This is a genomic window from Acanthopleuribacter pedis, from assembly GCF_017377855.1.
Lineage (GTDB): Bacteria > Acidobacteriota > Holophagae > Acanthopleuribacterales > Acanthopleuribacteraceae > Acanthopleuribacter > Acanthopleuribacter pedis.
Genome location: NZ_JAFREP010000006.1, coordinates 289,404 through 305,213, shown reverse-complemented (window position 1 = coordinate 305,213; position 15,810 = coordinate 289,404). Strand labels below are relative to the sequence as shown.

The 15,810-nt window shown below is 58.0% G+C and carries 11 protein-coding genes; 8 read left to right on the top strand and 3 right to left on the bottom strand.

What is annotated here, in order from left to right; translation table 11 throughout:
• Positions 1–1,123: 1,123 nt before the first annotated feature.
• Together J3U88_RS09235 and J3U88_RS09230 are read left to right on the top strand one after the other, a co-directional pair.
• A complete protein-coding gene (locus J3U88_RS09235) occupies positions 1,124–2,887 on the top strand; it encodes a Hint domain-containing protein (RefSeq protein ID WP_207856568.1) in 1,764 nt (587 codons plus the stop codon).
• Positions 2,888–3,192: 305 nt separating this feature from the next.
• Positions 3,193–4,089, top strand: a complete 897-nt coding sequence (locus tag J3U88_RS09230; RefSeq protein ID WP_207856567.1) for an adenylate/guanylate cyclase domain-containing protein — start codon at positions 3,193–3,195, stop codon at positions 4,087–4,089.
• Here J3U88_RS09230 and J3U88_RS09225 read toward each other — a convergent pair.
• A complete protein-coding gene (locus J3U88_RS09225) occupies positions 4,034–7,774 on the bottom strand; it encodes a two-component regulator propeller domain-containing protein (protein WP_207856566.1) in 3,741 nt (1,246 codons plus the stop codon). The two genes, J3U88_RS09230 and J3U88_RS09225, sit on opposite strands and share 56 nt — an antisense overlap.
• 27 nt (positions 7,775–7,801) lie before the next feature.
• Positions 7,802–10,084, bottom strand: coding sequence for an outer membrane protein assembly factor BamB family protein (locus tag J3U88_RS09220; protein ID WP_243435772.1), 2,283 nt, complete (start codon positions 10,082–10,084; stop codon positions 7,802–7,804).
• A gap of 296 nt (positions 10,085–10,380) precedes the next feature.
• On the opposite strand from J3U88_RS09220, the gene tauA reads away from it, so the two are divergent.
• The 6 genes from tauA (at position 10,381) to J3U88_RS09190 (ending at position 14,835) form a co-directional block, all read left to right on the top strand.
• Complete coding sequence (tauA, locus tag J3U88_RS09215) at positions 10,381–11,445, top strand: taurine ABC transporter substrate-binding protein (RefSeq protein WP_207856564.1); 1,065 nt, start codon at positions 10,381–10,383, stop codon at positions 11,443–11,445.
• Positions 11,442–12,239 carry a taurine ABC transporter ATP-binding protein gene (locus J3U88_RS09210; RefSeq protein ID WP_207856563.1) on the top strand — a complete coding sequence of 266 codons (798 nt, stop codon included), beginning with the start codon at positions 11,442–11,444 and terminating at the stop codon, positions 12,237–12,239. Before tauA ends, J3U88_RS09210 begins: the two co-directional genes overlap by 4 nt.
• Entirely contained in the window at positions 12,226–13,032 is an 807-nt protein-coding gene (locus J3U88_RS09205) for an ABC transporter permease subunit (protein WP_207856562.1), read from the top strand. Before J3U88_RS09210 ends, J3U88_RS09205 begins: the two co-directional genes overlap by 14 nt.
• 59 nt (positions 13,033–13,091) lie before the next feature.
• Complete coding sequence (locus J3U88_RS09200; protein ID WP_207856561.1) at positions 13,092–13,706, top strand: glutathione S-transferase family protein; 615 nt, start codon at positions 13,092–13,094, stop codon at positions 13,704–13,706.
• An 82-nt stretch (positions 13,707–13,788) separates the two neighbouring features.
• Positions 13,789–14,364, top strand: coding sequence for an NADAR family protein (locus J3U88_RS09195; protein ID WP_207856560.1), 576 nt, complete (start codon positions 13,789–13,791; stop codon positions 14,362–14,364).
• 6 nt (positions 14,365–14,370) lie between these two features.
• The gene (locus tag J3U88_RS09190; protein WP_207856559.1) at positions 14,371–14,835 is read left to right on the top strand and encodes a nucleoside 2-deoxyribosyltransferase domain-containing protein; all 465 of its coding nucleotides are present in this window, start codon (positions 14,371–14,373) and stop codon (positions 14,833–14,835) included.
• A gap of 60 nt (positions 14,836–14,895) precedes the next feature.
• On the opposite strand, the gene J3U88_RS09185 is transcribed toward J3U88_RS09190, so the two are convergent.
• The gene (locus tag J3U88_RS09185) at positions 14,896–15,528 is read right to left on the bottom strand and encodes a hypothetical protein (RefSeq protein ID WP_207856558.1); all 633 of its coding nucleotides are present in this window, start codon (positions 15,526–15,528) and stop codon (positions 14,896–14,898) included.
• Between the last annotated feature and the right edge of the window lie 282 nt (positions 15,529–15,810).

The following is a 15,810-nucleotide window of genomic DNA, read 5'->3' as shown; positions in this document are numbered from 1 at the left end:
CAAACCTTCGCTCACAGAAACGATCACAAATTTTTCAAAAAAATAGTAAATTTAAACATATCAAAAGAATTATAACTTTTTTTGATATTAACAAACCCTTTTCTCCGGGGTAAATGTGATGTAATTTTTTGAGAAGTTATTCATTTTTCGATCAGTCAAGCGCTAAATCATTAGCAAGCTAAGTCTTGTGATTTTTCGTAAAAAACTGTTTTCATTTTCGGCTTATTGAGGTAAATTTGCCTCATCCGAAAGAAGTCCCTGACGGGTTCGTTCCGTTCCCACAAAGTTAAGGTGACTTCGTTTTCTCTCGCCCTTTTTCTTGCGAACAGTTTTGACCTGTCCTTTATGCGATGTGCCACCATCCGCGAGAGCCTGAATATATTTTTGTTTTGAGGGTTGGGTCTAGCGCGTCCATTCTCTGAATGCACCGCTGCCGACAAGGGTCTCAAAATAGTGCCTTTATTCTCACGACGACGATGGAAGCCACGCATCTGTGAGCCATAGGAATCATCACTGACCGGTTCTTGTAACCGCCGCTTCCCACATCACCTCCCCCCCCCTGCTCGACACCCGCATTTTAGGCGGGCTTTTGCAGTTCCGGGCGGCCGGCGAAGCGCCGATTTCATGACTGTCAGCTAGCGTGTATCACGTTCAACCATGTGGTTGTGAAGCAGCAAGCAAACCATGGATAACCTTGGCAGAGGTTATCACTTTAAATGGTGCTTGCCGCCTCTTGATGGATTGGGATCCAACATCGAGATCATACATCATGTTTTGGGTGTTTTCCATTGATTGTTGGCTTTTTGGGATAACTGTTGTGCCGCTCACTTTGTGCGCCGTTTTCACCCCCTAAAAACGGGTCTCCGGCCTGTGCCGGATGTCCGCTTCTTCCGTCATAGCCATACTATGGGCTGTCTCCCTACGCCTCCCCCTTCACGGTTGCGCCTTCCTTAAAGTCGCATCCCTGGAACCGGTCACTCTCCCGACCGGGCAGGCCCGGCGTGGGGAAACAGAACCGGCCAGAGGCAACCTTGGTTTGCGTTTGACGGCAAGGACGGCGGCGCGCGGACAACACGCCGCGAACTTCTTTCGGTTGGACCATTACCACGTTTAAGGAGAACCCATGTTCGCACGATTTTCCCTTTGGCACGCCTTGCTTGTGTGCCTTCTCGCCGTAGCTTCACTGAACGCCGCCGAACCCAATGTTCTTAACGCCAAAGAGCAGGTCAGCTACACCAAAGGTCTGCAAACCTTGAAAACCGACGCCGCCGACGGCCGCCTCATCGAACTCAACCTCGGCGAGCAGTGGCAGTACAACACCCTGGTCAGCCACCTCAAGCTGCGCGGGAAAACCCCGGCCAACGCCCCCCAATTGTTCCGTTTCTTGAAAGCGGAGCGCGTCCGCGCCCTCAAAGCCGGCGAAATTTTCGGTTATAAAACGGCCTATGTCACCAAGTCCGAGGAAGATGCGCCCCAACCCATGCACCTCGTCGAAGCGGCCTTCACCCACGACAACGAAACCGCCTTTAACGCCTCAGCCTCCTACCCAACCGGCACCACCTACACCTACCTGGACGTGGCCTACACCTCTTCCGACCCCAACGAAACCGACGTGCCCGCCATGGTTGAAGAGTTTGGCGGCGGTACCGATGTGGTCGCCGCGGGTACCTTCCAGCCCACCGCCGAAAGCGCCGCCAAAGCGGACACGGTGCGTTCCATCAACTCATGGTCTATCTCAGCCCGTGACCTCAACGGCAACGGTTCCATCGAAGAAAACGAATACCTGAACGTCACCTTCCTGAGCCGACCCTTGTTGAACTTCGGCGGCTTATTCGGCTTAAACGTTGACGAACCGGTCGACCACACCAACGACGGTCAAATCAGCATTTGCATGAACCGCACTTGGACCAACGATTGCGACGTCAATCTGACCGGCAGCCCCAACGCGCTAAAAGTTCCTTTAAAAGGTTCCTACCGCACCCCGCCCGGCTACCTGATCGACCCAACCGGTGTCGACGCCAAATCAAAAACCGCCGACCCCCAGGATTTCGTCAAATTGCAGTTGACCCAACACGGCGGCGCCTGCGAGCCCCAGTACAACTTCTCAATGACCGACTTCTGGAACAAGGTAAGCATCAGCGCCGACCGCCGCACCATCTCCTGGGATTACACCGGCGCCAACGCCGTCGACTTCGCCCGTGGCTGCCGTCAGGTTCAGGATCGCGTTGAGTTCCACGTAAACCTGCGTGTTCCCGTAACCCGTTTCGGTTCGCCCGAATATCTGCCCATTTTTATGACCACCCGCAACCTGAAGTTCATCACCTGGAACTTCGCCCAACTCGCCCCCATGAAAATCACCAACAGCTGCTTGGCCGCCGGTACCCTGATCCAACTGAATGACGGTTCCGAGGTTGCGGTTGAAGATATCACCGCCGGTGACTTGGTGTTCAACGAGTACCGCAAAAAACAAGCCGCGCCGGTTGTCGATACCGCGGTTGGTTTTGAGGACAAACCCATGGTTCGCATCGAAAGCGAAAGCGGCCGTGCCTTGATGATGACGGACCTGCACCCCGTGGTAACGGTTAAAAACGGCGTCACCCTGGCCCGTGACCTGCAAGTCGGCGATGCGGTACCCACCATCGACGGTGTCGAAAAGTTGACCAGCGTGACCCGCGTGGCCTACGACGGCAACGTCTACAACCTCAAACTGGCCCAGCGTCCCGGCAAAAACCTGGCTTCTGACAACACGGTTTACGCCAACGGCTTTATGGTCGGTGACGGCACCATGCAAGCGCATTACGAGAAGCTGGATCGCCAACGTTCCGGCAACATCCTTGAGCGCATTCCCGCCGCCTGGCACGACGACTACCGCAACAGCCAACGCTAGCCGTCCGTTTTTTGACCATCCCCCCGACGAGGTCCTCCTCGTCTCAGCGGGGTCTTCCCCCGCCCCAACGAGGTCCTCCTCGTCTCAGCGGGGTCTTCCCCCGCCCCAACGAGGTCCTCCTCGTCTCAGCGGGGTCTTCCCCCGCCCCAACGAGGTTCTCCTCGTCGGAGCGGGGTCCCTTCCGCCCCGGTGTCTGCCACCGGGGCGTTTTTTGTTAACGCCTGGTGTCTGGTGAGATTGTCGGGGAACCGTTATAATGCGAAAAACACCACGGATTCACTGATGTTGAACCGCAAGTGGGGAGCATGAGCAACCACGAGCCGTCCAAACCCGACAGCGGCAGCGACCTTTTCGCTAAGGAACGCGCCACGCTGGAACAAGCACAAACCGCCCTCAAGGGCGAACTCAGCGCCACCGAGCTACAGGACCAACTGCAAACCCTCACCAAAAGCTACCGCAAACTCCTGCGCCAGACCGAACGGTTGACCCGCATCAGCGACCGCCGTCAAAACAAATACTACTCGGTATCCAACGAGCTCGACCACCACTTGGCCCGCCATGTCGGCGAGGCCATCAAAGATGAAATTCTGCGCGCGCCGACCGAGGTCGAAACCATCCACAAACGGCAACTCGTGATTGCCTTTATTGATGTTCGCGGCTTCAGCACCTTCTCCGAGGGCCTTTCCCCTGACGCGGTCATCACCTTTTTGAAGCATTATTACGATTACAGCCTGCGCATCGTGCATCGCCACGGCGGCCTCGTCAAATGTTTTATGGGCGACGGTGTGATGTTGGTGTTCGGTTTTCGCCGGCCCGAAACCGCCGCCGATCGCGCCTTGCGCTGCGGTGCTGAAATCCTCGAAGAGCTGCCCGCCTTTCGTGAAACCGTGGGACTACCCGTCCGCGTCGGCATCGGTCTGCACCACGGTGAAACCGCGGTCGGCACCATCGGCACCGACCGACGCGCCGAACTGGCGATCATCGGTAACACGGTGAACATGGCGGCCCGCATCGAAAGCGAGACCAAAAGCCAGGGCGTTCCGCTGCTGTTTAGCAACGCCTTCCGCGATCAGCTAAAGGAAAACTGGCCACTCCATACCGTTGGCGAGGTGATGTTGCGCGGCCTGCGCAGCCCCACCACCCTGTTTACCCTTGGGCATCTGATGGGTTCGGCGTCCGGAGCAGCTGCAGGTGCGTCTTAACCCGCAACAGCAGCGCTTCCTTGGTCACCGGCTTGGTCAGGAAATCGTTGCCACCCGCGTGGTATCCTTCCACCGCATCCTCGACCTGCGTGCGCGCGGTCAGGAATATCACCGGCACCCGTTCCTCGGGAAATTCGGCACGGATGCGGCGGCACACCTCAAAACCCGACATTTGCGGCATCATCACATCCAATAAAATTAGGTCGTAACCGGGATGGTGTCGCAACAGACGCAGAGCTTGCGGGCCGCTACCGGCCTCCTCGACGTCAAAATCGTGGCCGCTCATCTGGTTGACCAAAACCTGGCGGTTCACCGCCTCGTCGTCAACAATCAAGATGCGGTAAACGTCGGCGGCGTTCGGTTCGCCGTCGGAAATCACGGCCGGCTGACTGGCCACCGAATCCGCGGGTTTCACACCGTCGTAATCCCAGGCCGGCTCCTCCAGGGACAGGTGCTCGGCAACGTCACCGCCCTCGGCCAGCGGCAAATCAAAGCGAAAGGTACTGCCCGCGCCCAGCTCCGATGCCACCATAATTTGCCCACCGTGCATCTCAACCAGCTTGCGGGTAATCGACAGACCTAAACCCGCACCGCCACGCAGGCGTTTGGCAGTGCCGTCGATTTGCTCAAACGACTGAAAAATGGTGCGTTGAAGTTGGGGGGGAATGCCAATCCCCGTATCCGTTACCGAAACCATCAAGGAAGCGCCCGCCAGACGTGCATCGAGGCGGATATCCCCGGTTTCGGTGTACTTCACCGCGTTACCCAAGAGGTTCACCAAAATCTGTTGCAGCCGGTTTCGGTCGGCCAACACCGGCGGCAAATCGTCGGGAATCGATACAATCAAATCCAGTGATTTCTCCTGCGCCAAAGGTTCGGCCAAGGCGCACACCCGTTCCGCGATAAGCTGGAACGAGGTCGGTTCGCGGTAGAGCTTGAGCGAACGGTTTTTGAGTTGAGAAAAATCGAGGATGTCGTTAACCAAGGCGGTTAGCCGTTTGCCCGAGGCAACCACCATCCCCAAATCGTGTTTTTGTTTGTCGTTGAGCGCACCACCCGAACCGTCCAGCAAGGACTGGGTTAAACCCACAATGCCGTTCAGGGGCGTGCGCAGCTCGTGGGAGGTATTGGCCAAAAATTCGTCTTTCATTTTGCCCAGGTGCCGCAGCCGCTCGGCAACTTGGCGTTCTTTCTCGGTGAGCCGCCGTTCCTTCGACAACTTTTTGGTCTGGCTGCGTTGGTAACCCCAAACCGCGGTTACGGCGAGCAAGAAATAAAAAGCGTAAGCCGTTTTACCCGCCCAAGGTGGTGGGTCAACCCGCAAGGTCAGGCGCAGCTCTCCCTCGGCGGAAGGCGCACCTTCCGGCCCACCTTGAACCTTGAGTTCGTAGGTGCCGGCTTTTAGGTTGGTAAAGTTCAGGCTGCGTTCCGGGCCCAAATCGACCCATTCATTCACCAAACCGTCAACGCGATATCGGTAGCGATGTTTGTCCGGGCTGTTGTAGTCCAAGGCGGCAAACTCCAGCGCCAACAAGGAATCACGATGGGACAAACGCACCTCTTGTAACGCGCTGAGGGCACGGCCCGGCTTAAAGCGGGGATCCGCGGTACGCAGTTCGGTCAACACGATCGGCGGTTGGTACGGTTTGTTGGCGAGGTAGGCGGGTTCGAACCAGACCAACCCGTCGGAACCCCCGAAGTAAAGCCGCCCCGAACCGCCCGCCCAGGCGGACCAAGGATAAAACTCGTCTTCTATTAATCCGTCCTCTACCGTGTACACCTTAAGTACCTGCATTGAGACAGGATCGAAGTGATGCAGGCCCCTTTGGGTGGCCAACCACAACCGGCCTTGGGCGTCCGCAACCATCCCCGTCACGCTGAGATTGGTCAGCCCCTCGCGTTTGCCGAAAACACGAAAATGCCAACGGCCGTCGACCTGCTCCATCATATTCAGGCCGCCGCCGAAGGTCGCCAGCCAGAAACGGTCCGGTCGCTTGGGATCTTCCAACATACCAATCACCGAATTGTGGCTGGGTCCCTTGCCGCGATGGGTCGCATCGCGGGGATAACCCTGGAACCGGTCTTGTTCAGGATCGTAAAGGTTGAGACCGCCGCTAATGGTGCCCGCCCAAATGCGCTGCTTGCGGTCGTGGTACAGCATAATCACCCGGTTATCACCAAGACCGGTGGGGTCGTCGCGCCTGTGATGGTAGTGGCGAAAGCTTTGTTTGGCCTCGTTGAACACACTAATACCGCCGCCAAAGGTTCCGATCCACAAGGTGCCCGGCGCGGTTTCGCACATCACGCGGACCTTGTCGTAACCCAAACTGTCCGGGCGCGCGGGATCGTGCTGATAACGCAAAAAGTCGTTGGTGTCGGGTTGGTACAAACACAAACCCTGATCCTGGGTGCCGATCCAAATCCGACCCGAACTGTCCTCGGCAAGGGAGAAAATTTCGTTTTGCGGCAAGCTGTCGGCATCGTTGGGATCATGGCGAAAATGATCCCAGCGTTCGGCTTTGAAGTCATAACGGTACAAACCGCCGCCGACCGTACCCACCCACACGCGCTGCTCCCGACCTTCTTCGAGAATCGGGACCACGCGCGGACCGCTGCCAACGGGCCCCTCACCGGCGTCGGGGTTCATGGCGTGAAATTGGCGCCGCTTGGGATTCCAAGAACTGAGTCCATGACCCATCAGACCCAACCACATTAACCCGGACCGATCTTGAAAAATCGCCTCAACTCGGTTGGCCCCCAAGCTTTGGGGAACCCCGGCCTGTTTTTGGTTGTTGACCAACCGCCCGGTGCGTTCTTCCCATATAAACAGGCCGTTGCGTTCGGTACCGATCCACAGCAAACCACTTTGGTCGACCCAAAGCGAAGCCACCGCCTGTTCGCTCAGGGTCAAGCCGTCGGCTGCCTCGGCCTGGACGGGTTGCAGACGGTTCGAGTTGGGTGGCAGGCGAAACAGACCGCCGTTGGTCCCAATCCAAATCATTTGTCGCGAGATGTGCAGCGAAAGCACCTCGCGCACCCGCAACGCGGCGCCACCGTCCAAAACCGACGCCGCCTCCCAAGCGTCGCCACTGCTGGGTTTGTAGATGGTTAATCCCTTAAAGGTGCCCAACAGTATGAGTTGATTGGGTGCTTCTACCATCGACGTCACGTTGGTCACGTCCAACTCGGCTAAATGAACAAAGGCCTTCTGGACCGGATCGAAGCGAAACAAACCGCGGTCGGCACCCATCCAAATGCGGCCCGCTTGATCTTGCAACAGCGAAAACACCGCGGTGACCGCGCTGTCGTCGACACCCGCGACCGGTATCTGAACAAAGCGGCGTGTTCGTTCGTCAAACCGACACACGCCGCCGGTTTGGGTGCCGACCCACAGGCGACCGTCGCGATCTTCCATCAGGCTGGATACCCAGTTGTCGGGTAACCCGTGGGGATCGGTTGGATCGTGGAGGTAACTGGTAAAACGGTAACCGTCGTAGCGGTTTAAGCCACCCTGGGTGCCGATCCACAGAAAACCGACGCGGTCCTGCAGCATGCAGGTCACAATACTCTGCGACAAACCATCCGCGGTGGTGAGGTGTTTAAATCGAAGACGGTCCAGGGGTTCGGCTGCAAGGGGGCAACACCCCAATAGGAGGAGTACCAAACCCCGGCAAAATCTGTTCACCCGAACCGCCTTCAACGTGGATCCCCGTTACTCGGCGGATTTGCCGCCGATTGCGTATAAATGGCGCTCACCACGGATGTAGAGTAAGCCACCCGCGACCGCCGGTGACGCCAGTTGGTTATCCTCAATTTTGTTGCGGGCCAACAACTTGAACTCGGGCCCGGTTTGCACCACAAAGGTGTCGCCGAACTCACTGAACACCAGCAAACGGCCGTCGACCACCAGGGACGAGGCCGTCACCGCCACCCCGCGCGCGAGCCGTTGGCGGTAATGCTTCTTGCCGTCCTTCAAGTCGTAACAGGTCAATACACCCTGGTTGTCGACCACGTACAACAAGCCGTCATAGGCGACCGGCGTCGGCAGGTAGGGGCCGCCCCGTTTGGTATTCCAAACCATATGCGGCCCTTTCTCCTCGTCTTCGCCGGGAACCTTAATCGCACCGCGCGCGCCGGGTTTCAGCACGTAAATCGGTTGGATCGGACGGTAGCCGTTGGTGACGATTACCTTGCCGCCGTGTTCAAAAGGCGTCGGGACGGCAATTTCGGAACTGCCTTCCAACCACCACAACAGTTTGCCGTTTTTCGGATCGTAGGCCCGCACCGCGTTAATGCCGTTGGTGACCAACTCGTCACCGGAATTCGCTTTGACCAGGGTTGGCGAACTCCAGGACGGGATTTCATGGCGACCCGTGCGCCACAATTCTTTGCCGTCTTTGAGCGCGTAGGCCGCGATGAAGGAATCGCGGGCGCGGTCGACCTGCAGAAATACACGGTCGCCGTCGATGACCGGCGAGGAACCGTGGCCCCACTCTACTTTTTCATCGTAGAACCAAGACCCCTCCATCAGACCCAGGTCTTTGCGCCATTTGAACTTGCCCTTCATGTCAAAACAGAACAAGCCCTCGGATCCCAGCAACACAACCAGATGTTTGCCATCGGTGACGGGGGTCGCGTTGGCGTGGGAGGATTTGGGGTGGCGGTCGTTTTTCGCTTTCGCCGTGGCGATGACTTGGCGCCACTTCTGTTTGCCCGTCGCGGTATCGAAGGCCGTCAAGGAATAGGCTTGTTCGCCCAAATCACCAATGGGTTCGATATCGCCGTACAAACCAATCCGCAAGGTGGGCTTTTCCTCGCCGTTTTCGGCCGAAACGATAAACACCCTGTCTTCCCAGATGATCGGCGCCGCGTGGGCCAGGCCGGGGATCGGGATTTTCCAACGCACATGCTGTTCTTCACTCCACACCAAAGGCAGGTTCTGTTTCTCGGCAACACCGCGCGCACCGGGCCCGCGGAAAGAAGGCCAAAACCCTTTGCCGTCACCGCCTTTACCGGCCGTCGCCGGTTGCGCCGCATCCGCGGAAACCGCGGCGACCGGATCGGCATCGGCGCCGGCGGCAGCATCGGCTTTCGGTTTTCCTTTGGCGGTGCGGGTCAATTGAAAGGAGAAGGTCGGGTACACCACGTTAATTTTTTGCATGACCCCGTCAACCGGCTCTTCAAAGGTTGCCGTGGCACCCATCCGTCCTACGATTTCGTAGGCGACATCGGAAACGCGCAGCAAGGGCGTGGGGTCGTTGCCCTCACTTTCCGCTTTAAAAAGCCCGTCCTGAAAAAGAAAACGAACTTTGAAACCGCGCTCGGTGGCGTAGGTGCCCACGAACCCTTTGGGTTCTTCAATCTTCGGGATGGGCCGCTTTTTAAGGGCGTCGGTATTGGCCAACAATGCGATGATCGCATCGTTGCCGGCAAGGAGCGCATGGTCCAACGCCCGCACGCGCGCTTCCTCGCTGAAGGACCCTTTTTCCAGCAGGATCTTGACCCCGTCTTCGTTGCCCTGGCCCGCGAAACCGCGCAACATCACGGCCGTGTCGCCCACGGGGATGTTGCGGTCAAAGATCAGGCCCAGTGTTTTGGTTTTCTTTTTTTCGAAAAGCGGAAGGATTTCACTGACAGTCGGGACCACTTTCTGGTCGAGCAGGTACTCCAGCACAACGGTTTCGTCGCGATCATCATAAAGCAAGGCACCGATCACGCTAATCCCGTAGACGCGTTCGGAAACATCCAATTTGGCACCCTTTTCGTGCAGGTAGCGCACCACAGCCACATGCCCGCGGCGCGCGGCAAGGTACAGCGGGGTCATGCCGAACCGGTTTTTGGCTTCAATCGCCACACCCGCTTCGATCAAGCGTTTCACCTCGGCCAAGGCGCCGTCGTCGGCGGCCTCCAGGAGTTGCGTCTCACGGGCCACATCGCCGCGTTGCTCCGGCGCGGTGGCACTCGGGTCTTGAACCAAAAACAAAAGCCAACACATCAACAACAAAAGTCACCATCCTTGCCGATGTTTTGCCACATGGGCGGCGGCACCGCGCGAATCTAGGGCGATTTCGGCATGTGAATATCGATAAAAGAGAACGGTTTAAGCATACTTGAGCGGCGACCTATTTGGCAACGGCGCGACCCCCTCAAAAGGGAGAACGCTTCCTTTCTTACCGACAGCTTAGCGTACGATTTCGGCAAACACTTTTCGTCCCAGCGCGGCGGCACCCTTGTTCCCAGCCGGCGCGAATGTAACAATTGGACCAGATTCAACCCGAAGTGGAGTTATTCATGACATTGTCACGGCGTTTTTATGCCATTGCTATTCTATGTGCCGTCCTGCTCTTTTCCGCCTGTAATACCCAAACCAACTCACCCGGCGACGAACCCGCCGCCCCACCACCCACCAAAAAATTACCCAAGGTCACCATTGGCTATCAATCGATGATCAACCCCTGGAAGGTGGGCATCCAATCCGGCAGCATCGCCAAGGCCACCGGCCACGAGATCGAATGGCGCAAGTTTAATTCCGGCGCCGAGGTAATTACCGCGATGGCCTCGGGCGATGTGCACATCGCCGTCGCCGGCTCCAGCCCCATCGCCACCGCGATGAGCCGCGAGGTCGATGTCTCGCTCTTCTGGATTCTCGAGGCGATTCGCGACAACGAAGCCTTGGTCGCCCGCAACGGTTCCGGCATCCAATCCATGGCCGACCTCAAGGGCAAAACCATCGGCGTGCCTTTTGCCTCCACCACCCACTACCATTTACTGGTCGCCCTGGAACAAAATCAAATCGACACCAAAGACGTCAAAATCCTCAACCTCCAGCCCGACGCCATTCTGGCCGCCTGGACCCAGGAAAGCATCGACGCCGCCTTCGTGTGGAGTCCGATCCTCAACCGAATCACCCCGACCGGCACCGTCTTGCTCACCTCCGGCGCCATCGCCGACACCGGCAAACCCACCTTCGACGGCATGATCGTGGCCAACGCCTTCGCCAAAGAAAACGCCGATTTCATGAAACAGTTTGTCAAGGAAGTGGCCCGCCTCGACGGCGATTACCGCGACAACACCGCCGCTTGGAACGCGGATTCCGCGCAGGTCAAAGCCATCGCTGAGTTGACCGGCGCCGATCCCGCCGAAATTCCCACCATCATGGGCCAATACCACTTCCCCGATCCGAACGAACAGATCGGTGAATTCTGGCTCGGCGGCGGCGCGGCCCAAGCGCTGCGCGACACCGCCGCATTCCTCAAGGATCAGAAAAAAATCAACACCGTTCACGAAGACTACGGCCGTTTCATCATGACCGACTTTGCGGCGAGCCTGGTCGACCAGGGTGAACCCACCCCATGAGTCGCATTGAACTCGACAAGGTCTCGGTGGTGTTCCCGGCAAGCCGGCACACCGAGGCCGTAACCGCCCTGGACAAGGTCGATCTGTTGCTGGAAGCGGAAACCTTCGCAACCGTCATCGGGCGCTCCGGCTGTGGCAAAACCACGCTGCTCAACCTGCTGGCAGGCTTCTTGGCCCCGACCGCGGGCAAAGTCGCCCTGGACAGCCAACCCATCCACGGGCCCGGTGTCGAACGCGGGGTGGTGTTCCAAAAAAATGCACTCATGCCCTGGCTGAATGTGGCGGACAACGTCGCGCTCGGCCTCACATTCGCCGGCATGCCAAAGCAACAACGCCAAGACCGAGTGGGCACCTGTCTCGACTGGGTCGGCCTCTCGGGTTTCGCCAACCACCGCGTGTACGAACTCAGCGGCGGCATGCAACAGCGGGTTGGCATCGCCCGCGCCCTCGCCGCCGACCCCAAAATCCTGCTGATGGACGAGCCGCTGGGCGCCCTCGACGCGCTTACCCGCGAAAGCCTCCAAGAACTGATCCTCGAACTCTGGCAAAAAGCGGGCAAACTCGTTTTGTTTATCACCCACAGCATCGAGGAAGCCCTGTTCCTCGGCACCCGCCTGATCGTGATGACGCCACGTCCAGGCAAAATCCACAAAACCTACGATTTATCCTTCAGCAAACGCTTTTTGGCGGGCGAATCGGCCCGTTCCCTCAAAGCCGATCCCGACTTTATCGCCCTGCGCGAGGAAGTGCTGGAAGTGATCCACCCACGGGGAGGCGATCATGGCGAGCCATGAAGTCAAAGACCCACTCAACCGCCGCTACAGCCAACGCACCACCTTAATCATCAGCGCGGTAACCACCCTGGCGATGCTGCTGATATGGTGGGCAGCCACCGCGCTCGGCTGGGTCAAACCGCTGTTTCTGCCCTCGCCGCAAACCGTGGTGCAACGTCTTGGCGACCTCATCGACACCGGCTTTGCCGACGCCACCCTGTGGCAACACACGCTGGCCAGTTTGTTCCGCGTCTTCAGCGCCTTCCTGCTGGCCGTGCTCACGGCCGTGCCCATCGGCATCTTGATGGGCATTCACGATTTTGCCAAAGGCCTGCTCGACCCGGTGATTGAGTTCTACCGACCGCTGCCCCCCCTCGCCTACCTGCCGTTGATCATCATCTGGCTCGGTATCGGCGAGGTTGCCAAGGTGGTCCTGATTTACCTGGCCATGTTCGCACCGATTTGTTTGAGTACCCGTGCCGGGGTGCGTGCCGTCGCCCGCGAGAAAGTGCTGGCCGCGGCAACCTTGGGCGCCTCGCGTTTGCAGATCATCCGCCACATCGTGCTGCCAGGGGCTTTGCCGGAAATTTTAACGGGGATGCGGGTTGGCATTGGATTCGGATGGACCACCTTGGTCGCCGCCGAAATGGTCGCCGCCACCGCCGGACTCGGCTTTATGGTCCTCAACGCCAAGGATTTCCTGGCCACCGACGTGGTGATCGCCGGTATTTTCGTGATTGGCATCGTCGCCTACGGTTTCGACCTGATCATGCGCGGTCTGGAACACTGGCTCGTCCCCTGGAAAGGCCGCTAATTCTGGACAACAATACCAACCGCCTTTACCGAAGCACGGATCCACACGAGGAACACAGTATGGTCTCGATCATTTTGTACGAGCTCGGCCCGACCCGTTCGGCGCGTGTGCGCTGGGCGCTGCTCGAAGCCGGAATCCCCTTTGAATCCATTAGCGAAGGCGTGGAAACTTTTCAAAATGAAGCCCTGCGCCGCATTCATCCGCTGGGCAAGTTGCCCGCGGTTACCATCGACGGGCAACCCTTGTTTGAAAGCGGCGCCATTGTTACCGCTGTCGCGGATTTAGCACCGGACAGCGGGCTGATCGCGGCACCCGGTACCTGGGAACGCAACCTGCACTACCAATGGATGTGTTTTGCGCTCAATGAATTGGACCCGTACGCCAACAGCACCGAGGTCAACACCATCGATTTCATCCTGCCCAAGGACCGGCACGTCCCCGCCATCAAACCGCAAAACAACCATTTCTACCAAAGGGCCGTTGCCGCAATCGAGCGTCACCTCGAAAAGCAGGATTATTTGGTGAGCGACCGCTTCAGCGCGGCGGACATCATCATGGGGTACAGCCTGTTTTGGGGCCGTGAACAACAGAATCTCGAAGGCTTCGCGCGTACCAACGCCTACCTCGACCGCTTGCTCCAGCGAGAACACAACCCGCTCGCCGCCTTAGCGTAAATAGCACACAAACTTCTTATTGTAACTTTCACACAAAGCATGCTAGGGTTACCGACGTCGGCCCACCGGCCAGGAGGTTCCTATGCAACCACCCATCCTCGATTGGGACAGCTTAAAACAACAGATTCAACAAGGCGCCTCGCCCCGTTACCTGTTTTTCTGGAGCGGCAGCAAAGGCAAAAAGGGCACCGTCTCCAAAAACTGCTTTAGCCAATGGTGGCGGGAACCCTTTGAGGCCGAAGGCGTTACCTACGCATCGGCCGAACACTTCATGATGGCCGAAAAGGCGCGGTTGTTCGGCGACAGCGACATTCAGGCACAAGTTATTGAAGGGTCCGATCCCCGCAAAGCCAAAGCCTTGGGCCGCAAGGTGAAGAACTTCGATCCCGCGATTTGGGAAAAACACCGTTTTGACATCGTGGTGCGCGGTAACCTGGCCAAGTTTCGCGCCCGCCCCGAGTTGACCGATTTCATTCTCGGTACCGGCGATCAAATCCTGGTGGAAGCCAGCCCCCAAGACCGTATTTGGGGCATTGGTTTGGCCGAGGACCACCCCGCCGCCGCCGATCCCTTCCAATGGCAGGGCCTGAACCTGCTGGGATTTGCCTTGCACGCGGTCCGGCACCAACTGCAAAGCCAGGCTTCGCAAAGCAGGTAGGTGATCGTGGCGACCATCATCCAATCCCCGGCGCCTTTTGCGGCTTCACCGCAACCGCGCGTCTTTCTCGCGGGCGCCATCGACAACGGTGCGGCGGAAAACTGGCAAGCCCAAGTCTGTCGCGAACTCGCCGATCTCCCCATCACCTTGCTGAATCCCCGCCGCGATGATTGGGATCACACCTGGCGCAACAGCGCGGCGGACCCGCGTTTCCGCGAACAGGTCACCTGGGAACTGGACGCGCTGGAGGCGGCCGACCACATCTTGATGGTATTTACGGCAGCCGGCAAAGCCCCGATCACCTTGCTGGAGCTGGGCCTCCACGCCCGCCGCGGCTCGCTCACCCTCGTCTGTCCCCCCGCCTATTGGCGCCACGGCAATGTCGCCCTGGTTGCTGAACGATTCGGTTTACCGCGCTTCGATAGTTTGCCCATGGGCATCGCCGCGCTGCGAAACAGGCTCGCGGGCTAAACGAATCCCGGGAAACTTCCAGCTTCCCAGGATCTCCTTTACATTATAAAAGGGCAAGAATTACTCGTGGACAATGCATACGTTAGGAACAATCCCAAACACATCCAGGGCCTCAGCCTTGCTGATACAGTCTGAACCGTCACACCGCATCAAATCAAACGCTTGCGCGACAATCCTTAAGCCGGTCCACAGACAGTCCTCACGGGTGTTGTTCGCCATACCCGGCAACTGCTGCTGAATGGACAGCATTACGTTTTCCCCGTAGGTCGCCACAAGCCTGCGCCACACACGGCCGACGACGCGCTGAAGCTCATCTTCGCCGACCACGGTCAAATCCAGCGGACCCGGATCGATGACATCGGTCACATGAAGCCAACGCCCCGCGCGCCCCGGTTCGCTGTAAAAGAAAAATTCGGCGCCACCGATGCGGCACTGGTAGGACCATGTATCGGGATTGGGTCCCCTCCGCCGGGAAATCAGTGTCACCTCAAGGCCCACCCCCGAGGCCACGTCATGCAAAGTGAAAAAAAGCCGGGTCCAAGACCCATCACCGTCATGGCCGTCGGTAATGTCAAAATCGTCCGCGATTAATCCAGGTAACGAAACGGGCGGCTTGGTTTCGGCGAACTGGGCGACACAGGGGCTCAAAACCAACAGCCCCAAAACACAAGTAGTAAGAATTCGAACAAACATAATAACCTCAATAATTTGGGATGGTTTTTACCCACCCTCGATTGTCATGGAATAGAGATAAACGGGACACCATGAAGTGGCCACATCGGTCGAACACCTTCTTTAACGTAGGGAACCAAAAACGGCGCAACCCGATCATGATCCCGCTAAAAAACCGTATTTTTCACTAAACACGGCGCACACGCAAGGGCAATCAGCGATAAGCAGCGATAAAGGTCGGCTTTCGGACCATGGTGTTCGCCCGCCGCCTGGGTTAGAATTCGGTAAAACCGCGCCCGGTTT